This is a genomic window from Microbacterium faecale, from assembly GCF_014640975.1.
GTDB lineage: Bacteria > Actinomycetota > Actinomycetes > Actinomycetales > Microbacteriaceae > Microbacterium > Microbacterium faecale.
Window position 1 is genome coordinate 1,492,213 of sequence record NZ_BMHO01000001.1, and the last position, 20,193, is coordinate 1,512,405.

The 20,193-nt window shown below is 68.9% G+C and carries 18 protein-coding genes; 9 read left to right on the forward strand and 9 right to left on the reverse strand.

The features are described 5' to 3' along the window. Nucleotides 1-136: 136 nt before the first annotated feature. The 7 genes from IEW87_RS07125 to IEW87_RS07155 all read left to right on the forward strand — a co-directional run bounded on the left by IEW87_RS07125 (nucleotide 137) and on the right by IEW87_RS07155 (nucleotide 8,222). Nucleotides 137-1,237, forward strand: a complete 1,101-nt coding sequence (locus IEW87_RS07125) for a BMP family lipoprotein (protein WP_188711575.1) — start codon at nucleotides 137-139, stop codon at nucleotides 1,235-1,237. Nucleotides 1,238-1,314: 77 nt separating this feature from the next. Then, nucleotides 1,315-2,835 (forward strand): ABC transporter ATP-binding protein, encoded by a 1,521-nt coding sequence (locus tag IEW87_RS07130; protein WP_188711576.1) that lies wholly within the window; start codon nucleotides 1,315-1,317, stop codon nucleotides 2,833-2,835. Next, complete coding sequence (locus IEW87_RS07135) at nucleotides 2,832-4,070, forward strand: ABC transporter permease (RefSeq protein WP_188711577.1); 1,239 nt, start codon at nucleotides 2,832-2,834, stop codon at nucleotides 4,068-4,070. Before IEW87_RS07130 ends, IEW87_RS07135 begins: the two co-directional genes overlap by 4 nt. Beyond that, the gene (locus IEW87_RS07140) at nucleotides 4,067-5,347 is read left to right on the forward strand and encodes an ABC transporter permease (RefSeq protein ID WP_188711578.1); all 1,281 of its coding nucleotides are present in this window, start codon (nucleotides 4,067-4,069) and stop codon (nucleotides 5,345-5,347) included. Before IEW87_RS07135 ends, IEW87_RS07140 begins: the two co-directional genes overlap by 4 nt. 14 nt (nucleotides 5,348-5,361) lie before the next feature. Continuing rightward, nucleotides 5,362-5,760 (forward strand): cytidine deaminase, encoded by a 399-nt coding sequence (locus tag IEW87_RS07145; protein ID WP_188711579.1) that lies wholly within the window; start codon nucleotides 5,362-5,364, stop codon nucleotides 5,758-5,760. Between the two features lie 16 nt (nucleotides 5,761-5,776). Next, entirely contained in the window at nucleotides 5,777-7,066 is a 1,290-nt protein-coding gene (locus tag IEW87_RS07150; RefSeq protein WP_188711580.1) for a thymidine phosphorylase, read from the forward strand. 22 nt (nucleotides 7,067-7,088) lie between these two features. After that, a complete protein-coding gene (locus IEW87_RS07155; protein ID WP_188711581.1) occupies nucleotides 7,089-8,222 on the forward strand; it encodes an adenosine deaminase in 1,134 nt (377 codons plus the stop codon). 3 nt (nucleotides 8,223-8,225) lie between these two features. Here the strand turns inward: IEW87_RS07155 and IEW87_RS07160 are convergent, their stop codons facing one another. Both IEW87_RS07160 and IEW87_RS07165 read right to left on the reverse strand, forming a co-directional pair. Then, nucleotides 8,226-8,447 carry a hypothetical protein gene (locus IEW87_RS07160; protein ID WP_188711582.1) on the reverse strand — a complete coding sequence of 74 codons (222 nt, stop codon included), beginning with the start codon at nucleotides 8,445-8,447 and terminating at the stop codon, nucleotides 8,226-8,228. Next, nucleotides 8,444-9,064, reverse strand: coding sequence for a helix-turn-helix domain-containing protein (locus IEW87_RS07165; RefSeq protein WP_188711583.1), 621 nt, complete (start codon nucleotides 9,062-9,064; stop codon nucleotides 8,444-8,446). The genes IEW87_RS07160 and IEW87_RS07165 overlap by 4 nt, the downstream gene beginning before the upstream one ends. 150 nt (nucleotides 9,065-9,214) lie before the next feature. Here IEW87_RS07165 and IEW87_RS07170 point away from each other — a divergent pair, with 150 nt between their 5' ends. After that, entirely contained in the window at nucleotides 9,215-10,405 is a 1,191-nt protein-coding gene (locus IEW87_RS07170; protein ID WP_268234594.1) for a multidrug effflux MFS transporter, read from the forward strand. A gap of 15 nt (nucleotides 10,406-10,420) precedes the next feature. On the opposite strand, the gene IEW87_RS07175 is transcribed toward IEW87_RS07170, so the two are convergent. Genes IEW87_RS07175 through IEW87_RS07200 form a run of 6 tightly spaced genes read right to left on the reverse strand, consistent with a single transcriptional unit; the run spans nucleotide 10,421 to nucleotide 16,869 of the window. Continuing rightward, nucleotides 10,421-11,224 (reverse strand): HpcH/HpaI aldolase family protein, encoded by an 804-nt coding sequence (locus IEW87_RS07175; RefSeq protein WP_188711585.1) that lies wholly within the window; start codon nucleotides 11,222-11,224, stop codon nucleotides 10,421-10,423. After that, complete coding sequence (hpaH, locus tag IEW87_RS07180) at nucleotides 11,209-11,994, reverse strand: 2-oxo-hept-4-ene-1,7-dioate hydratase (protein ID WP_188711586.1); 786 nt, start codon at nucleotides 11,992-11,994, stop codon at nucleotides 11,209-11,211. Before hpaH ends, IEW87_RS07175 begins: the two co-directional genes overlap by 16 nt. Nucleotides 11,995-11,999: 5 nt before the next feature. Further along, on the reverse strand, nucleotides 12,000-13,157 hold the full coding sequence (gene hpaD / locus IEW87_RS07185; RefSeq protein ID WP_188711587.1) for a 3,4-dihydroxyphenylacetate 2,3-dioxygenase: 1,158 nt from the start codon (nucleotides 13,155-13,157) through the stop codon (nucleotides 12,000-12,002). A 24-nt stretch (nucleotides 13,158-13,181) separates the two neighbouring features. Beyond that, a complete protein-coding gene (gene hpaE / locus IEW87_RS07190; RefSeq protein ID WP_188711588.1) occupies nucleotides 13,182-14,690 on the reverse strand; it encodes a 5-carboxymethyl-2-hydroxymuconate semialdehyde dehydrogenase in 1,509 nt (502 codons plus the stop codon). Nucleotides 14,691-14,707: 17 nt separating this feature from the next. Further along, nucleotides 14,708-15,388 (reverse strand): GntR family transcriptional regulator, encoded by a 681-nt coding sequence (locus IEW87_RS07195; protein WP_188711589.1) that lies wholly within the window; start codon nucleotides 15,386-15,388, stop codon nucleotides 14,708-14,710. Beyond that, nucleotides 15,385-16,869, reverse strand: a complete 1,485-nt coding sequence (locus IEW87_RS07200) for a fumarylacetoacetate hydrolase family protein (RefSeq protein WP_188711590.1) — start codon at nucleotides 16,867-16,869, stop codon at nucleotides 15,385-15,387. Before IEW87_RS07200 ends, IEW87_RS07195 begins: the two co-directional genes overlap by 4 nt. Before the next feature lie 169 nt (nucleotides 16,870-17,038). On the opposite strand from IEW87_RS07200, the gene IEW87_RS07205 reads away from it, so the two are divergent. After that, a complete protein-coding gene (locus tag IEW87_RS07205; protein WP_188711591.1) occupies nucleotides 17,039-18,424 on the forward strand; it encodes an MFS transporter in 1,386 nt (461 codons plus the stop codon). Here IEW87_RS07205 and IEW87_RS07210 read toward each other — a convergent pair. Further along, nucleotides 18,421-20,070, reverse strand: coding sequence for a thiamine pyrophosphate-binding protein (locus IEW87_RS07210; protein ID WP_188711592.1), 1,650 nt, complete (start codon nucleotides 20,068-20,070; stop codon nucleotides 18,421-18,423). The two genes, IEW87_RS07205 and IEW87_RS07210, sit on opposite strands and share 4 nt — an antisense overlap. Nucleotides 20,071-20,193: the final 123 nt, after the last annotated feature.

Here is a 20,193-nt window from a genome sequence, read left to right on the forward strand (position 1 = left end):
TAACTATCGCGTCTCAGCACATCGAACTTGTCGAAACGCGCAGACTCGGCGGGGTAGCGTGTGCATAATGCCCCGGCGGAAGCGATCCGCCTGGTATCTGTGCAAGGGGCCATTCTCACTGGAGGACGAAAACGTCATGAAGACGATCAAGCGCACGGCCCTGGGGGGCCTCGCAGTTGTCAGCGCCGGGATCCTGCTCGCGGGATGCGGCGCCGCACCCGAGGAGTCCGCCGGGACCGGCGACGGTGCGAACGAAGACGCGGCACCCGACTTCCTGCCGTGCATCGTTTCCGACTTCGGCGGATTCGATGACAAGTCGTTCAACCAGCTGTCGAGCGAGGGCGTCGAGGAGGCCGCGAACGAGCTCGGCGTCGAGTTCAAGCCGGTCGAGTCGAACGCCGAGACCGACTACGAGCCGAACCTCAACAGTCTCGTGGCCCAGGGCTGCGACGCGATCACCTCGGTGGGCTTCGCGCTCGCTCCGGCCACGGTCGACGCCGCCAACGCCAACCCCGAGGTCGACTTCATCCTGATCGACGACCTCGGCGACACCGACTTCGACGGGACGACTGACGCCGAGACGATCAAGCCCGTGCTCTACGACACGGCGCAGGCGGCGTTCCTGGCCGGCTACCTCTCGGCCGGTTACTCGGAGTCGGGCACGGTCGGCACGTTTGGCGGGCAGGAGTTCCCGACCGTGACGATCTTCATGGACGGCTTCCTGCAGGGCGTCGAGCACTACAACGAGGAGAAGGGCGCCGACGTCGAGGTCGTCGGCTGGGATGGCAGCACCGGCTCCTTCACGGGCGGCTTCAGTGCCGGTCCCGAGGCGAAGACGGTCGCGCAGAACATCATCGACCAGGGCGTCGACGTGATCATGCCCGTCGGCGGACCGATCTACCAGTCGGCGCTCCAGGCGATCAAGGAATCGGACCGCGACATCGCCCTCATCGGCACTGACGCCGACCTGTTCGTCAGCGACCCCGACACCGAGGACTTCGTGCTCACGTCGGTGCTGAAGAACATGCATCTCTCGGCGTATGAGGCGGTCATGGCCAGCGCGAACGATGAGTTCGACACCGAGGCGTACGTCGGCACGCTCGAGAACGACGGCGTCGGCATCGCCGACTTCCACAACTTCGCGGACAAGGTCGACAGCGAGCTCGCCGCCGAGGTGGAGGCGCTCCAGGAGGCCATCATCGCGGGTGACATCACGGTCGAGTCCTACCTCGACTGATCAGCATTGATGGAGGGAGGTCGGCGGTCGCCGGCCTCCCTCCCGCCTGGAAGGCGCCAGGAATAGGATCGGCATCTATGAAGCTCGAACTGCGCGGCATCACGAAGAGGTTCGGCGCGCTCACCGCCAACGACAGCATCGACCTCACGGTCGAGCCCGGCGAGATTCACTCGCTTCTCGGCGAGAACGGCGCGGGCAAGTCGACACTCATGAACGTCCTCTACGGCCTCTATCAGGCCGATGAGGGAGACATCCTGCTGGACGACGTCGTCCAGAACTTCGACGGTCCCGGCGATGCCATGGCGGCCGGGATCGGCATGGTGCACCAGCACTTCATGCTCGTACCCGTCTTCACCGTCGCCGAGAACGTCATGCTCGGCCACGAGGAGACCGGGTTCGCGGGCACGCTCGACATCGGCGCCGCCCGCGAGAAGGTCCGCGAGATCTCCGATCGGTTCGGCTTCGACGTCGATCCGGACGCGATCGTGGAGGATCTGCCCGTCGGCGTGCAGCAGCGCGTGGAGATCATCAAAGCGCTGTCGCGCGACGCGCATGTGCTCGTCTTCGATGAGCCGACCGCTGTGCTCACGCCGCAGGAGACCGACGAGCTGATGGAGACGATGCGCCGGCTGCGAGACGGCGGCACGTCGATCGTGTTCATCACGCACAAGCTGCGCGAGGTGCGCGAGGTCTCGGACCGCATCACGGTCATCCGTCTCGGCAAGGTCGTCGGTGAGGCGGAGCCCACCGCGTCGAACGCCGAGCTCGCGTCCCTCATGGTCGGTCGCGCCGTGGAGCTCACGGTCGCGAAGGACGCCCCGAAGCTCGGCGATGACGCACTCGTCGTCGACGGCCTGACCGTCACCGACAGCGTCGGCACGGTCGTCGTGGACGACGTCTCGTTCTCCGTGCGCGGGGGCGAGATCCTCGCCGTCGTGGGTGTGCAGGGCAACGGCCAGACAGAGCTCACGGAGGCCATCGTCGGCCTGCAAGATCGCGTCGGCGGCAGCATTCGCCTCAACGGGAACGAGCTCCTCGGCCGCTCCGTGCGCGAGATCCTCGACGCCGGCGTCGGCTTCGTGCCGGAAGACCGCAGCGTCGATGGCCTCGTCAAGGAGTTCTCGATCGCCGAGAACCTCATGCTCGACCGCTCCCACGGTGCGCCGTTCGTCTCGGCTGGCAGCGTGCAGCTGCGCGACCTCGAACGTTTCGCGATCGAGAAGATCGACGAGTTCGACATCCGGACACAGGGACCTGCGCAGCCGGCGGGCTTCCTGTCGGGCGGAAACCAGCAGAAGGTCGTCCTCGCACGCGAGCTGAGCCGCGAGCTGTCGCTGTTCATCGCCGCGCAGCCGACCCGCGGCGTCGACGTCGGATCCATCGAGTTCATCCATACGCGCATCGTCGGCACACGCGACGCCGGGATCCCGGTCGTCGTCATCTCGACGGAGCTCGACGAAGCGGCGGCCCTCGCCGACCGGATCATGGTCATGTACCGCGGAAAGGTGGTCGGCATCGTGCCCGGCGACACGTCCCGAGAGGAGATCGGCCTGATGATGGCCGGCATGGAGGCCGGCGCCGAGGGAGCAGCCTCATGAGCGTCGTCGACACCGAGCGGCGCGAGACCGAGCCGTCGCGCTGGCACCGCGCGTTCCAGCAGATCACGACCGGCAACGGCGCCATCGCCGTGCTCTCGATCGTGCTCGCGCTGCTGGCCGGAACCGTTCTCATCGCCATCACCGACGAGCAGGTGCAGGAGGCGGCGGGCTACTTCTTCGCGCGGCCGGGGGACACCCTCGCCGCCCTGTGGGCCGCGGCTGCGGGCGCGTACATCGCGCTGTTCGAAGGGGCGATCTACAACGCGGGTGCCGACAGCTTCGCCGTCGCGATCCGCCCCCTCACGGAGTCGCTGAAGTTCGCCACGCCGCTCATCGCTGCGGGTCTCGGCGTCGGCCTCGCGTTCCGGGCCGGGCTGTTCAACATCGGTGGCCAGGGGCAGATGCTCATGGCGGCCGCCGCTGCCGGATACGTCGGCGCGTACATGAATCTGCCGATCGGTCTGCACCTCGTCGTCGCCCTCGTCGCGGGCGTGATCGCCGGTGGCATCTGGGCCGGCATCGCCGGACTGCTGAAGGCACGCACCGGGGCGCACGAAGTGATCCTGACGATCATGCTCAACCACATCGCCTTCTATCTGCTCGCGTGGATGCTCGCGACGCGCGGGATCCTGCAGGCACCCGGTTCGAGCAACCCGAAGACCGCGGCGATGCAGGACACTGCCGTTCTGCCGCAGCTGCTCGGCGACCGGTTCAACCTGCACGCAGGCTTCATCCTCGCCCTCATCGCCGTCGCCTTCACCTGGTGGCTGCTCGAGCGCTCGAGTCTCGGGTTCCGGCTGCGCGCGGTCGGCGAGAATCCGCACGCCGCACGCACGGCCGGCATCAGCGTGGGCGGTTCCTACGTCGTCGTGATGCTGATCGCGGGAGGCCTCGTGGGCCTCGCCGGAGTGACCCAGGTGCTCGGCACCGTCACGAACGGCTTCGGCGGGGACATCGACGCCGGCATGGGCTTCGACGCGATCACCGTCGCGCTCCTCGGCCGGTCTTCGCCCATCGGCATCCTCTTCGCCGGGCTGCTGTTCGGCGCGTTCAAGGCCGGCGGGTTCTGGATGCAGGCCGATCAGCAGGTGCCGAACGAGGTCGTCCTCGTCGTGCAGTCGCTCATCGTGCTCTTCATCGCGGCGCCCCCGCTCGTCCGGGCGATCTTCCGCCTGCCCCAGCCGGGTGCCCGCGCGCGGAGACGCCAGCGCACGGCGAAGGGAGCATCGCTATGAGTGCCACCGCGCACGCCGTCGTGAGCGATGAACAGCGCCACGTCGCCGTCATCTCGTGGAAGGCACCGGTGATCTTCGGTGTCTTCACGGTGCTGTTCGCCCTCCTTCCGCTGATCGGACCGCGTGAGGGCGACAGCACGTTCCGCCTCGTCCGGAGCGCCGCGGCCGCGATCCAACTGCCGGACCTCGTGCTGCCCTCGAACGCCACGGCGTGGGTCTGCGTCGTGCTGATGGCCGCCTCGACGGTGCTTGCCGTCGTGCTCACGAAGTCGCATCGCGCGATGCCGCTGTGGCTCATCGCGGCCTACGTCGCGTTCCTGCTCATCGGCTTCCTCTCGTGGGCGTCCGCCGGCGGTACGCTGCCGATGATCGGCCTGCTCGGCGGCGCCCTCGCTCTCGCGACCCCGCTCGTCTTCGGCGCCCTGAGCGGCGTGATCGGCGAGCGCGCCGGCGTCATCAACATCGCGATCGAGGCGCAGCTGCTCTCGGGCGCCTTCACGGGCGCGATCGTCGGATCCGTGACGAAGTCGCCATGGGCGGGGCTCGTCGGAGCGATCCTTGCGGGAATGCTCGTCGGGCTCGTGCTCGCGGTGTTCGCGATCACCTACTTCGTCAGCCAGATCATCGTCGGTGTGGTGCTGAACGTCCTCGTCATCGGCCTGACGACGTTCTTCTTCAGTACCGTCATGAGCGACAACCCCGACCTGCTGAACTCACCCGAGGTGTTCCCGACGATCCCGATTCCGCTGCTGAGCGAGATCCCGGTCCTGGGCCCCGTGCTGTTCCGACAGACGATCATCACGTACCTCATGTATGTCGTGGTGTTCGCCGTCTCCTACGGTCTGTACCGCACGCGCTGGGGCCTGCGCCTTCGCGCGGTGGGCGAGCACCCGCAGGCGGCAGACACCGTCGGCATCAAGGTCCGCGCGACCCGCTACCGCGCGGTGATGCTCGGCGGCGCCATCGCTGGCATGGGGGGAGCGTTCTATACGCTCGTGTCGAACCCGCAGTTCGGCCGAGAGATGACCGCCGGTGCGGGCTTCATCGCGCTCGCGGCCATGATCTTCGGAAAGTGGGATCCGATCCGTGCCGCGCTCGCCGCGCTGCTGTTCGGGTTCGCCACCAACCTGCAGGGCGTGCTCAGCGTGATCGGATCGCCCGTGCCCAGCCAGTTCATGCTCATGCTGCCGTACGTCGTGACGCTGTTCGCGGTCGCCGGGCTCGTGGGCCGTTCGCGACCCCCGGCGGCCAACGGCCAGCCGTACATCAAGAGCTAGGACGGGGACACGTCATGGACGTCGATTGGGACGAGCTGCGCGAGGTCGCCGTGGCCGCCATGCGCAACGCTTACGTGCCGTATTCGCACTATCCGGTCGGGGCGGCGGCTCTCGTGGACGACGGCCGCGTCGTCGCCGGCTGCAACACCGAGAACGCCTCCTACGGCGTCGGGCTGTGCGCCGAGTGCGGGCTCGTGTCGAACCTCGCGATGACCGGCGGGGGCCGGCTCGTCGCCTTCGTATGCGTCAACGGCGACGGCGAGACCATCATGCCGTGCGGGCGCTGTCGCCAGCTGCTCAATGAGCACGCGCATCCGACCATGCTCCTCGAGACTGTCTCGGGGGTCCGCACGATCGACGAGGTGCTGCCCGACGCATTCGGGCCCCGCGACCTCGACCGCTTCGCCCAGTAAGGAGACAAGAGCGCGTATGACCGAGCCCTTCGACGCCGTTGATGTGATCCGTGCCAAGCGCGACGGCGGGGCCGTCGCCGAGCCCGCGCTGCGGTGGATGATCGACGCCTACACGCGCGAGTACGTCTCCGATGCGCAGATGTCGGCCTTCGGAATGGCGGTGCTGCTCAACGGCATGACGCGCGAGGAGATCCGCGTCATGACCGACGCGATGATCAACTCCGGGGAGCGGATGAGTTTCGCGGGTCTCGGCAAGCCCACGGCGGACAAGCACTCGACGGGTGGCGTCGGCGACAAGATCACGCTGCCACTGGCCCCCCTCGTTGCCGCACACGGCGTCGCGGTGCCGCAGCTGTCGGGCCGTGGCCTCGGGCACACGGGCGGCACGCTCGACAAGCTCGAGTCGATTCCCGGGTGGCGCGCGGCGCTCACGAACGACGAGATGTTCGCGCAGCTGCGAGGATCCGTCGGCGCCGTCATCTGCGCGGCCGGCTCCGGCCTCGCGCCCGCCGACAAGCGGCTGTACGCGCTTCGCGACGTCACCGGCATCGTCGAGGCGATCCCGCTGATCGCCTCGAGCATCATGTCGAAGAAGATCGCCGAGGGCACCGAGTCGCTCGTGCTCGACGTGAAGTTCGGCTCCGGAGCCTTCATGAAGGACGCCGAGCGGGCGCGCGAGCTCGCCACGACGATGGTCGCGCTGGGCACTGACTCGGGCGTGAAGACCACGGCGCTGCTCACCGATATGAACGTGCCGCTCGGCCGCACGGTCGGCAACGCGAACGAGGTCCGCGAGTCGGTCGAGGTGCTGGCGGGAGGCGGTCCGGCGGATGTCGTCGAGCTCACCGTCGCGCTCGCGCGCGAGATGCTGCAGATGTCCGGCGTCGACGCGGACCCGGCCGATGCGCTCGCCGACGGTCGCGCGATGGACGTGTGGCGCAACATGATCCGCGCCCAGGACGGCGACCCCGACGCCGCGCTGCCGACCCCGCGCGAGACGCACGTCGTCACGGCCGACCGTGACGGGATCCTCGTCTCGCTCGACGCGTTCGAGGTTGGTCTCGCGGCCTGGCGTCTCGGCACGGGACGCGCGCGCGCGACAGATCCCGTCGTGCATGCCGCCGGCATCGATCTGCACGCGAAGCCCGGCGACGCCGTACGCGCGGGGGATCCGCTGTTCACGCTCAACGCGGACGACGCGGGGCGCTTCGATCGCGCGCTCGACGCCCTGGCGGGTTCGTACGAGATCGGCGATACTGCTCCCGAGGTCGCGCCCATCGTGCGCGACCGCATCACCGCAGCCTGACCCCTTGTCGAAGGAGCATCGCATGGCACGTGCGCAGAGGAACGGCCGTCAGCCGCGTCGCGAGGCGACGGTGGACGGCGTGCCCATCCGCAGCCTTCCCAAGGTGTCGCTGCACGATCACCTCGACGGCGGGGTGCGCGCGTCGACGGTGTTCGAGCTCGCGACCGCCGCGGGCCTCGAACTGCCGGTCGACACCTCGCGTGCGCTCGGGGAGTGGTTCGCCGAGCAGTCCGCGTCGGACTCGCTCGTCGACTACCTGAAGACGTTCGAGCTGACGGTCGCGGTCATGCAGTCGGCCGACGATCTCACGCGCATTGCCCGCGAGTTCGTGGCGGACCTCGCGAACGACGGCGTGGTCTACGGCGAGGTGCGGTGGGCTCCCGAGCAGCACCAGGCCGGAGGGCTCGAGCTCGAGGATGCGGTGCAGGCCGTACAGGACGGAATCGCACAGGGCGAGGAGGCCGCGGAGGAGGCGGGGCGTCCCATCCGGGTCAACCAGATCCTCTCCGCCATGCGCAGCGGGACGCGCTCGCTCGAGATCGCGCGCCTCGCGCTCGACTTCCGCGACGAGGGCGTCGTCGCGTTCGACCTGGCGGGTCCCGAAGACGGTCATCCGCCGGCGGACCACGCCGAGGCGCTCGACCTGCTTGCGGCCGAGTTCTTCCCCGTGACGCTGCACGCGGGGGAGGCGGCGGGGCTCGACTCGATCCGTTCCGCCCTCATCGACGGGCGCGCGCTGCGGCTCGGCCATGGTGTGCGCATCGCGGAGGACCTGGAGGAAGTCGCCTCGGAAGGCGACGAGGTGCGGGTCAGCTTCGGGGATCTCGCGCGTTGGGTGCGCGACCGCGAGATCGCGCTCGAGCTCGCGCCCACGTCGAATCTCGGCACGGGAGCCATCGCGCGATGGGGAACGTCGCTCGAGGATCACCCGTTCGACCTGCTCTATCAGCTCGGCTTCGCGGTGACGGTGAACACCGACAACCGGCTCATGAGCCGCACGACGCTCACGCGCGAGCTCGCGCGCCTTGTCGACGCCTTCGAGTACGACCTCGACGACCTGCTCGAGTTTCAGCTCAACGCGGCCGCGGCCGCGTTCCTCCCTGTGGAGCAGCGCGAGGAGCTCATCGATATCGTCACGGAGGGCTTCGAGCGCTGAAGGTCAGCGGATCGAATGCCCGCCGCACGCGAGCTCGTAGGTCAGTTGCCGGGGGTCGCGGGTCGCGGTCTGCTCGGCATGGATCCGTCGGGCGAGAACGTCGCGCCGGGCCTCGCGGCGCGCCGCGCGTGCGGCGACCCACGCGGTGAGGAGGCGTGCCGAGGCGAGCGCCGCGCGTTCGATGCGTGTCACCGCGACGGGGCGGGGGAGGACGGCGGCGCTCATGGTGTCCGCTCCTTCGACGTGTTGTGCTCCGCCAGGGGGAAGACATCGGCTCGGACGGTGACATGGCGCACGCCGTCTCCGACCTGCTCCCGATAGGTGTCTGCTGCCGCGTCGATGACCGCCTGGAGCTTCTCGGTCAGGTCCTTCGCCTGGGCCGCGGTCATCGGGACCCCCGAGGTCGTGGCGATGCTCGCGTCGCGCCACTCGGTCGGCTCGCGGTCGATGCGCGTGGTGAAGAACTGCATCGCCTCGTCATAGCGGTGCCGCAGCAGTTCCGCGACGGCGAGCTGCATCGCCGCTTCCCCGGCAGGCGAGCCCTTCACGGCCTCGTCGGAGACGGTGACGCCGCCGGGGGTGCGCCTCCACCAGCGCTCCCGTCCTGAGGGCTGCTCCGTGTCCTCCTGGATCAGCCCGTGACGAGCGAGTGTGCGGAGGTGATAGCTCGTGGCGCCCGAGGACTCGTCGAGGGCGGCCGCGAGGGTGCTCGCGGTCTGCGGTCCACGCTGGCTGAGGGCCTCGTAGATCTTCACTCGCAGGGGGTGGCCGAGCGCGCGCAGCGCCCCGGCGTCCAGCACCCGGTGCTTGCGCTGCGGCCCTGGTTCGTCGTTCGTGCTCATATCGCAAAGATATCATTGCAAAGCAATCTATGCAAAGAGTTCTTTGCAATCGATGGTCGGTCTCCTCGCTGAGAGGCCTGACATCTGGCGCACGTTCCGCGGCGCCCGCGCCGAATCGGCGGCGGCGGCGCTTCGGAGTAGGTTGGTCAGGTGCGCGCAGAGTCCAGATCGACGGTTTTCTTGATCGGACTGCTGACGCTCATCCCCCCGCTGGCGATCGACTTCCATCTGCCGGCGATGCCGCGGATGACGGAGGATCTCGGCACGACCGACTCTGCCGCGCTGATGACGGTGAGCGCGTGTTTCCTTGGTTTCTGCATCGGCCAGCTCGTGATCGGCTCCCTCAGTGATCGAGTCGGCAGGCGCATGCCGCTGCTCGTGGGCACCGTCGCGTTCTCCCTGTCATCGTTCGCCTGCATGCTCGCCCCGTCGGTCGAGCTGCTTCTTGCGCTCCGGACGCTGCAGGGGATCGCGGGATCCGCGGCTCTCGTGATCGCGCGCGCGATCGTCCGAGATCTCTTCACCGGCATCGAGGCGGCGCGCGTGTTCTCGGCGCTCGGGGCCATTACGGTCATCGCGCCGATCCTCGGGCCTCCCCTCGGCGGCCTTCTCCTGCTCTGGACCGACTGGCGGGGTCTGTTTGCGGCGCTGGGGATCGCGGGGATCGCGCTCGCGGCGATGGTGTGGATCTGGATCCCCGACACACTCCGCGTCGAGCACCGCACGACGGGCGGCGCGGCCGGGCAGTTCCGTCAGTACGCCGCCGTGCTGTCGCGGTCGCCGTTCCTGGCCGTTGTGCTCGCGAACGGTTTCGCCGCGCTGTCGCTCTTCATGTACGTGTCGATGGGCTCGCACGTGCTGCAGAACGAGTACGGGCTGAGCGCGCAGGGTTACTCGCTCGTCTTCGCGGGCGGCGCGCTGGGGATGCTCGTCGCCACGCAGGTGAACCGGGTGCTGCTCACACGCGGCGTGGCCGTGCGGACGCTGGTGACTCTCACCGTCTCGGCGGCGGTCGTCGGATCCGTGCTCGTTGCGCTCGCGGCCCTCGCCCACGCGCCGCGGTGGGTGCTCATCGGCGCGGTCGTCATCGCTGTGATGCCGCACGGTGCAACCGTCGCGAACATGTTCTCGATCGGCCTGTCGCCGTTCGCCCGCGGCGCGGGAACCGCGTCCGCCCTGCTCGGGTCGCTCCAGTTCGCCTTCGGCGGGATCGTGCCGCCGATCATCGCGGCACTCGCGGGGGCCGACGCCATCGTGATGGGCGTCACGATGGCGTCGACGACGGTTGTCGCACTCGCGATCCTCGTCGTCTGGGTTCGGCCGCGCCCTGCTACGCGATAGCGCGGATCCGGGCGCTCAGTACGACGCGCGCTCGGAACCGTCCGCATCGTGGATGAACGTCGCCGCGAGGGCCTCCGAACCGCGGGCGGCAAGGCCCACGTCGGCGCCGACGAGCAGGAACGCCGCGCCCGCGTCGACGTACCCGCGCGCCGCGTCGGGCGCAAACGCGTTGACGCCGACCGGGGTTCGGGCGGCGGCCACCCCCTCGAACGCACGACCGACCGCGGCGGTGACGTCAGGGTGGGTCTGCTGTCCGATCAGCCCCATCGACGCGGCGAGGTCGCTCGGGCCGACGAAGACGGCGTCGACGCCGTCGACGGCCGCGATCTCACGCGCGTTGTCGACGCCGGTCGCCGTCTCGATCTGCACGATCACCGCCACGTGCTCGGCGGCGTTCTGCAGATAGTCGTCCACGCGGTTCCAGCGGCCCGAGCGCGCGAGCGCGTTGCCGACGCCGCGGTTCCCCCGCGGCGGGTAGGACGCGTGCTGCACGGCCTGTTCCGCCTCGGCGGCGTTCGAGATCATCGGCACCATGATCGACTGCGCACCGAGGTCAAGCACCTGCTTGATCCACACCGCGTCGTTGGCCGGCACGCGCACGACCGTCGTGACGTCGTAGGCGGCCGCCGCCTGCAGCTGCAGCTGCACGGACTCGAGCGTGTTCGGCCCGTGCTCCATGTCGATCAGCAGCCAGTCGAGCCCGGATCCCGCCATGATCTCTGCCATGACGGGGGATCCGGAGCACACCCAGCCGCCGAACAGCGCGCGGTCGGATGCCGCGAGGCGGTGCCGGAGGGTCGGGGTCAAGCGAAGCGACATGCGATCGTTCCCATCGGTCCGTAGTCGGCGAGCACGGTGTCGCCCGGGTGCACCCACATCGGGCGGGTGAAGCTTCCCGCCAGCACGATCTCGCCCGCTTCGAGCGCGTCGTCGTGCTGCGCGAGCTTGTCGGCGAGCCAGGCGACGCCCATCGCGGGGTGGTTGAGCACCGCCGCGGCGACGCCCGACTCCTCGATCTGCTCGTTGCGGTACAGCAACGCGGAGACCCAGCGCAGGTCGACGTCGTGCGGCTTCGTCGGATTCCCGCCGTAGACCATCGCGCCGAGCGCCGCGTTGTCGCTGATCGTGTCGACGATCGTGCGCCCCTCGAGCTCGATGCGGCTCGAGAGGATCTCGAGGGCCGGGATGACGTACTCCGTCGCGCGCATGACGTCGAACACGGTCGTGTTCGGCCCCTCGAGGCGCTCACCGAGCACGAACGCGAGCTCGACCTCGATGCGCACGCCCGTGAACTGAGCGTGCTCGATCACGGATCCGTTCTCGAAGACCTGATCGGCGAAGATCGCGCCGTAGTCGGGCTCGGTGATGCCGGTCGCGGCCTGCATCACCTTGCTCGTGAGGCCGATCTTGCGACCGACCTGTCGGCGGCCCGACGCGATCGCCCGACGCCGCCACTCGTTCTGCACGGCGTAGGAGTCCTCGACCGTCATCTCCGGATGGCGAGCGGTGATGAGGGGGATCATCGATCGGGTGCGCTCGGCGTCGGCGAGCTCGTCCGCGATCGCGGTGATCTGCTGGTCGTCGAGCATGGCGGTCAGAGCTGGTTTCCGAGCTTGTACTCGCCCTGCTTCCAGTCCGGCATCTCGCCGTCGTCGCCTTCGCGCGTGTAGGAGAAGCCGTCGGCGCCGATCGTGACCGCCATCTCGCTCGACTCGGTGCGCTCGACGACAGGCTGCGGCTTGCCGTCGAGATCGAGTACGAGGGATCCGTCGCGGTACCAGCTCGGGACGACGGGGTTGCCCCACCAGTCGCGGCGCTGGTTGTCGTGCACGTCCCAGGTGATGACGGGGTTGTCCGGGTCGCCGGTGTAGTAGTCCTGCGTGTAGATCTCCACGCGGTGCCCGTCTGGGTCGCGCAGGTACAGGTAGAAGGCATTGGAGACGCCGTGGCGACCCGGCCCGCGCTCGATCGCGTCGCTGCGGCGCAGGGCGCCGAGCTTGTCGCAGATCGCGAGGATGTTGTGCTTCTCGTGCGTTGCGAACGCGACGTGGTGCAGGCGCGGTCCGTCGCCGCCCGTCGCGGCCGTGTCGTGCACGGTCGGCTTGCGGCGCATCCACGCCGCATAGACGGTGCCGTCCTCGTCCTGAATGTCCTCCGTGACGCGGAAGCCGAGGTCCTGGTAATGGCGCACGGCGCGCGGCACGTCGGGGGTGATCTGGTTGAAGTGGTCGAGCCGCACGAGCTCGCCGGGCGTCTGCAGGTCGTAGCGCCACGAGAGTCGCTCGACGTGGTCGGTCTGGTAGAAGAACTCGTACGGGAAGCCGAGCGGATCCTCGACGCGCACCGAGTCTCCGATGCCCTTGGTGAACCCGCCTTCTCGCCGCTCGACGCGGCACCCGAGCTCGGTGTAGAAGGCGACGGCCTTATCGAGATCCTCCGGCGTCCGCACGCGGTAGGAGAAGGCGGCCACGGCCGCGATCTCGCCCTTGCGGAGCACGAGGTTGTGGTGGATGAACTCGTCCGTCGACCGGAGGTAGATCGCCTCGTTATCCTCCGCGGTCACGTGAAGCCCGAGTACGTCGACGTAGAACTCGCGCGAGGCGGCAAGATCGGTGACGACGAGGTCGAGGTACGCGCAGCGCAGGATGTCGGGCGCCGGTGCCTTCGGCGTCGCGATGGGGTTCGCCGCGGCGATCGGTGCCGCCTCAGAGACGAAGAAGCCGGAGGAGGTTTTGATACGTTCGTTGGTCATGTCGCGTCCTTGCGTGTGAAGAGGTCAGGCTTTGCCGAAGCTCGGGTTGTGCACGGCACCGAGGTTGATGTGCACGGCCTGCTGGTCGGTGTAGAAGTCGATCGAACGGTAGCCGCCCTCGTGGCCGAGGCCGGAGGCCTTCACGCCGCCGAACGGGGTGCGCAGGTCGCGCACGTTGTTCGAGTTGAGCCACACCATTCCCGCGTCGACCGCCTGCGCGAAGTTGTGTGCGCGCTTGAGGTCGTTGGTCCAGACGTACGCGGCCAGTCCGTAGCGTGTGTTGTTCGCCAGCTCGAGGGCGTCGTCGAGGGTGTCGAACGGCGTGATCGCGACGACGGGCCCGAAGATCTCCTCCTGGAAGATGCGGGCATCGGGGGAGACGTCCGCGAAGACCGTCGGCTCCACGAAGTTGCCCTCGTCGAAGCCTTCGGGGCGGCCGCCGCCAGCGAGGAGACGCCCCTCGGACTTGCCGATCTCGACGTAGCTCATCACCTTCTCGTAGTGCTCGGGGTGCACGAGCGCGCCGACCTCGGTCGCGGGGTCGTCGGGGTAGCCGACCTTGACCCGCTTCGCCTGGGCGACGAACTTCTCGACGAACTCGTCGTAGACGGAGCGCTGGACGAGGACGCGGGATCCCGCGGTGCAACGCTCGCCGTTGAGGGAGAACACCCCGAAGACGCACGCGTCGATCGCGGCGTCGAGGTCGGCATCCTCGAACACGATGGCTGGCGACTTGCCGCCGAGCTCCATCGAGAGGCCCTTCAGATACGGAGCGGCGTTCGCGAAGATGAGCTCGCCGGTCTTCGATTCACCCGTGAACGAGATGAGCGGCACGTCGGGGTGCTTCACGAGCGAGTCGCCCGCGTACCCCTCCTCGCCGAAGCCGTTGACGAGGTTGAACACGCCCTCGGGCAGGCCCGCCTCCTCGAAGATGTCGGCCCACAGCTGCGCGGACAGCGGCGTGAACTCCGCGGGCTTGAGGACGACGGTGTTTCCCGTTGCGATCGCGGGGGCGAGCTTCCACGACTCGAGCATGAACGGCGTGTTCCACGGCGTGATGAGGCCGGCGACGCCGATCGGTTTGCGGTTGACGTAGTTGATCTGGCGTCCCGGCACCTTGTACGTGTCGTCGGCCTGAGCCACGATGAGATCCGCGAAGAAGCGGAAGTTCTCGGCGGCGCGGCGCGCCTGTCCCTTCGCCTGCGTGATCGGCAGGCCGGAGTCGAACGACTCCATCTCGGCGAGCTGCTGGTCGCGCGCCTCGACGAGGTCGGCGATCGCGTGCAGCACGCGGGACCGCTCGCGGGGGAGCATCCGCGGCCACGGGCCCTCGGCGAACGCCTTCTTCGCGGCCTGCACGGCGCGGTCGACGTCGGCGGGCTTGCCGGAGGCGGCCTGGATGTACGCACGGTTGGACACCGGGTCGATGACATCGAACGTGTCGCCGTCGAGCGAGTCGACGAACTGGCCGCCGATGTAGTGGCGGATCCGTTCCGGGAGGTTCTGCGGCAGCGGGCGGGAGGGGCTGGACATGGTGATTCTCCTCGTCGTCAGGAAGAGCGGTTCGTGGGGTGGTGGGCGGAGCGCTTGTCGCGGTACGCGTTCATCGTCCGCAGTCGGTGCTGTCGCGCCGCCTGCTCGATCGCCTCGGCGGAGGCGCCCTCGCGCAGCAGAGCGACGAGCTCGTCGTGTTCGTCGACGGATGCGGCGGCGCGCGCGGGGATGAACCCGAAGGTCGAGTCGCGCACGTTGTTGAGGCGCATCCATCCGCGCTGCACGAGGTCGAGCAGGTGATGGTTCGGGCAGGTCTCGAACAGCAGCGTGTGGAAGCGTTCGTTCAGAGCGGTGAAGCGGTGCGGGTCGAACTCGGTCAGTAGCTCGCGCATTTGCTGGTTCACGGCGGCCGCCTCGTCGAGGGCCTCCGCGCTCACGTGCGGTGCTGCGAAAGCCGTCGCGGCTCCTTCGAGGACGCCCAGCGTCTGCATCGTGTCGATGTACTCGTTCGGATCCGCCAGCGCGACCCGCGCGCCCACGTTGCGTTCGTAGCTGATGAGTCCCTCGGCTTCGAGGCGACGGATCGCCTCGCGCACGGGGACGACGCTCATGTCGAGGATCCGAGCGATGTCGCCGAGCACGAGCCGGTACCCGGGACCGTATTCGCGCGTCGACACGCGTTCGCTGATCCAGCGGTACGCGAGCTCGGACTTGCTGAGCGCCTCGGTGGTCGTCATGATCGGTCTCGGCGCTCCGACTCGTACCGCGCCCGCCACTCGGCGTTCATGGGGAAGAGGCCCTCGATCGCGGCGCCGGCCGTGACCTGCGCGGCGATCCAATCATCCTCGTCCTCCTGCGCGAGCGTCGCCTCTGCGGCTTCGGTGGCGAGGTGGGCTGGCACGACCACGACGCCGTCGCTGTCGCCGACGATGATGTCGCCCGGCTGCACCGTGGCGCCGCCGCACGCGATGGTGACGCCGTGCTCCCACGGCACGTGGCGACGGCCGAGCACGGCGGGGTGCCCGCCCTGCGCGAAGACCGGCAGGTCGAAGCCGGCCACGAGGTCGGAGTCGCGCACGCCGCCGTCGGTGACGATACCGGCCGCGCCGCGCGCCTGAGCACGCAGGGCGAGGATGTCGCCGAGCGTTCCGGTCTGGCGCTCGCCGCGCGCCTCGATGACGATGACCTCGCCGGGGCGCACGCTGTCGAAGCACTGCTTCTGCGCGTTGTATCCGCCGCCGTGCGACGAGAAGAGGTCTTCGCGCAGTGGCACGAAGCGGAGCGTCTTGGCCACGCCGACGATCTTGTCGCCCGCAGCAAGCGGGAGCACGCCGTCGATGAAGCACGACCGGATCCCGCGCTTGCGCAGCTGCTGCGACAGTCCGGCGACGGGACACGCCTCGAGCTTGGCGCGGAGGTCGGCGTCGAGGACGGGTGCGTCCTCGAGACCGGCGGCTTCACGGGAGCCCCAGGCCTCTTCGCGCTGTGTGTCGTCGACCGACGGCAGCGATCCGAGCTCGGGGTCGAAGTCGCCCTCGCCCTCGACGACGCGCGAGGCGAGCACGCCGGAGGTCAGGCCCGCCGCGGGAGCGTCGACCTCGACCTCGATCTCGTCGCCCGGCTCGGCCACCGAGGATCCGGCGGGGGTGCCGGTGAGGATGATGTCGCCCGGCTCGAGCGTGACGTGCTGCGAGAGGTCGGCGATGAGCTGTTCGAAGCCGAAGATCAGGTGTCCATCGGCGGTCGTGTCGTCCTGGACCAGGTCGCCGTTCTTCCACGTGCGCACCCGTAGGTCGCCCGGGGAGACGGAACGCGCATCGATCGTCTCCGGACCGATCGGCGTGTAGCCGTCGCGTCCCTTGTTGCGGAGGTTGGATCCCTTGTCGTTCGTGCGCAGGTCGTACAGGCCCCAGTCGTTCGCGGCCGTGACCCAGCCGATGTGGTCCCAGGCGTTCTCGGGGGCGAGGTGCGCGCCGGCGGTGCCGACGATGAGCGCGATCTCGCCCTCGAAGGCGAGCAGCTCCGTGCCTGCGGGCCGGGCAACCGCGGATCCCGACGCCGCGAGCGAGCTGGTCGGCTTCAGGAAGTAGGACGGGTGCTTCGGGCGGCGGCCGCGCTGGTCGGAGCGAGAGACATAGCTCAGGTGAACCGCGATGATCTTCCCGGGGCGCAACGGGAGCGCGGCGAAGCGTGGGTCAGGGGATCGGTCGTTCGTCATGGCTTCGCTGCCTTTCGCTCTCGTACGTTTGGTGTATCTGAAATCGTATATTATCGTGTCTCCGGTCACAAGAGCTTCTTCTCGCCGCCCTCGGAGAGTACCTTCGGGGCGTCCTGGTTCGAGAGCTCGCGCCAGAATCCCATCTGACATACGCACGAAGGAGTTCGCGATGTCCCGCACATCAAGGCATCTCACGCCAACCGGCACCATCCAGGCCACGCGCGATCGCCGTCGCGTCGCGTTCGCCACGGTGGCGGGCACCACCATCGAGTGGTACGACTACTTCACCTACGCCGCGTGCGCGGGGCTCGTCTTCGGCGCGCTCTTCTTCGAGCCGGCTGGCGAGGGGATCTCGACGATCCTCGCCTTCGGATCCGTCGGTATCAGCTTCCTGTTCCGCCCGCTCGGCGCATTCCTCGCGGGTCACTTCGGCGACAAGATCGGGCGCAAGCCCATCCTCGTCATCACGCTGTTGCTGATGGGGGTGGCCACCGCGCTCATCGGCGTGCTGCCGACGTACGCGATGGCGGGGGTCTGGGCGCCGATCCTGTTGATCCTGCTGCGCATCCTGCAGGGCATCTCGGCCGGCGGCGAGTGGGGTGGCGCGGTCCTGATGGCCGTCGAACACGCACCGGCGAAGCGCCGCGGGTTCTTCGGGTCGATGCCGCAGATCGGCGTGCCGATCGGCCTGCTGCTGTCGAGCGGCATGCTGCAGGTCATGAACTGGCTGTTCCCCGGGGATGCGTTCCTCGAGTGGGGCTGGCGTATCCCGTTCCTCTTCAGCATCGTGCTCATCGCTCTCGGGTACTGGATCCGTCGCGGCGTGGAGGAGAGCCCCGTGTTCACCGAAATCGCCGAGCGCAAGGAGCAGACCTCCGCTCCCGTTGCCAAGCTCTTCGCGCGGTTCACCCCGCTCGTGCTTCTGGCGGCCCTCGTCTTCGCCGGCAACAACGCGATCGGGTACATGACGACCGGCGGCTATATCCAGAACTACGGCACCGCGGAGCTCGGTCTCGAGCGCGGACCCGTCCTCGCGGCGGTGACGTGGTCGGGTGTGAGCTGGCTCGTCTTCACCCTCCTCGCGGGCATCATCAGCGACTACATCGGCCGGCGTACGACCTACATCATCGGGTACGTGCTGCTCGGCATCGCCGCGGCACTCACCTTCCCCGTCGTCAACATCGGTGAGGTGTGGGCGCTCACGGTCGCGCTGCTCGTGCTCACGGTGGGATTGGGGCTGACCTACGGTCCGCAGGCCGCCTGGTTCACGGAGCTGTTCCCGTCTTCCGTGCGCTTCTCGGGCGTCTCGATCTCGTACGCGATCGGTTCGATCGTCGGCGGCGCATTCTCGCCGATGATCGCGGCGTGGATTCTCGAGGCCACCGGCGACGCGCTGAACATCGGCTACTATCTCGTCGGCATGGCGGTCATCGCGCTCGTTGCGACGCTCCTGCTGCGCAACCGCAACGGCATCAACCTGCGTCCCACGCAGGAGGAGCGCCAGCGCACGGGCATTTACATCTGGCAGAAGCCGTTGGACGAGACGCGGCGCTAGCCGAGGTTCACCCGGATGATCTCGTGCTGGTACGGCGCGATGATGCGGCCCGAGATGCGCAGATCGAGCATGAGGAAGCGGCGCTCGGCGACCGGCTCCTCCGCCCAGGTCGCGACGCGATCAAGGTCGGCGAGCGAGGTCACGACGACCGGCTCGGCGCCGACCGCGGCGCCGAGGGCGGCGAAGTCGACGTCGGGGATCCGCATGGGGCGTTCGTTCAGTCCGAGCAGACCGTAGAGGTTGACTTCGGCCCCGTACGCACCGTCGTTCCAGACGACGCAGATGCCCCGGCCGCCCGCGGTACGGACTGCGGTCTCGAGGTCGGCGAGCGCCATGAGGCCGCCGCCGTCGCCCGTCGAGAGGACGATGGCCGAGTCGGCATCCGCGGCCGCGGCGCCCGCAACGCTCGGGAATCCGAGCCCGATCGACTGGTAGGCCGTGCCGACCATGACCATCCGTCCGGCGGAGGCCACGGGCCAGAACATGTTGGCCCAGCCCAGGAAGTGACCGCCGTCCGACACCACGATGCGCTCACTCGGCAGGAGTTCGGCGAGGCGCGACGCCGCCGCGCGCGGATCGAGGCGCCCGTCGTCGGCGAACTCGCCCTCGACGACCTGGGTGCGCAGCGCCGGCACGTCGACGGTGTCGCGCCAGCCGGATCCGGATCCGGCTCCGAGCGCGTCGACGAGGAGCTCGGTGACGGTGTGCGCGTCTCCCCGGAGGAACGCGTTGACGCGCGGGTGGGTTGCGCTCGGCGCAATGTCGACCTGTACCACGTGGGTGTCGGGGGCGAACAGCTCGCCGAAGCGCATCGTGAACTGGTTCAAGGAGGCGCCGATGACCACGACGACGTCGGCGGTGCGGACCAGGTCCATCGCGCCGGGCGCGCCGAATCCCCCGGTGACACCGAAGTCGTACCGTGCGTCGGGGAAGATCCCGCGCCCCAGCGTGGAGGAGCCGGTGAGGGCGCCCGTGCGGTCGGCCAGGCGTCCGAGCGCATCCGATGCACCGGCCAGCCACGCGCCGCGGCCGCCGAGGATCACGGGGCGCTGCGCCGCGCGGAGCACATCCGCGGTGCGTGCGATCGCGGCGTGCGTGGCCGCGGCCGGCTCGACGCGCTCGGGCGGCACAATGGCGGGCAGCTCGCGGGGAAGCGGCCCCGCATCGCGGGTCGGCACGTCGTAGGGCAGCGATAGCACGACGGGGAGTCGCTTCGCGAGAGCGTGTTCAATCGCGAGCGTGACCGTTGCGACGGCGTCGAGGCGCCCGACGGTGTAGGTGCGCACGCCGACGCCCGACGCGAGCGCGATCTGGTCGACGTCCCAGGGGCGCGCGCCGCTCGTCGGCTCGTCCCCGACGACGAGCACGAGGGGGATGCGCGCCATGGCTGACTCGGCGAGGGCCGTCAGGGTGTTCGTGAACCCCGCGCCATAGGTCGTGGTGGCGGCGGCGATCCGCTGCGAGACCCGAAAGTGCGCATCGGCCGCGACCACGGCGCCCTGTTCGTGGCGCACCGCAGTGTAAGCGGCGTCGGTCTCGTTGAGCAGGGCGTCGAGAAGGTAGGCGTTTCCGTTGCCCATCACCCCGAAGACGTGGTCGATGTGGTGGGCGAGGGCGTGGGCGACGTGCTGGGCGACGGTGGGCATGGGTGAGCCTTTCGTGAGACGAACGGAGCGACAGGATCCGTATGTGTCTCGCGCGTCGGCGCTTCGTGCCCCTTTTTCGGGCACCGACCCCGCCAGGGTCGGACGAGTGCGATTCTACTGCGA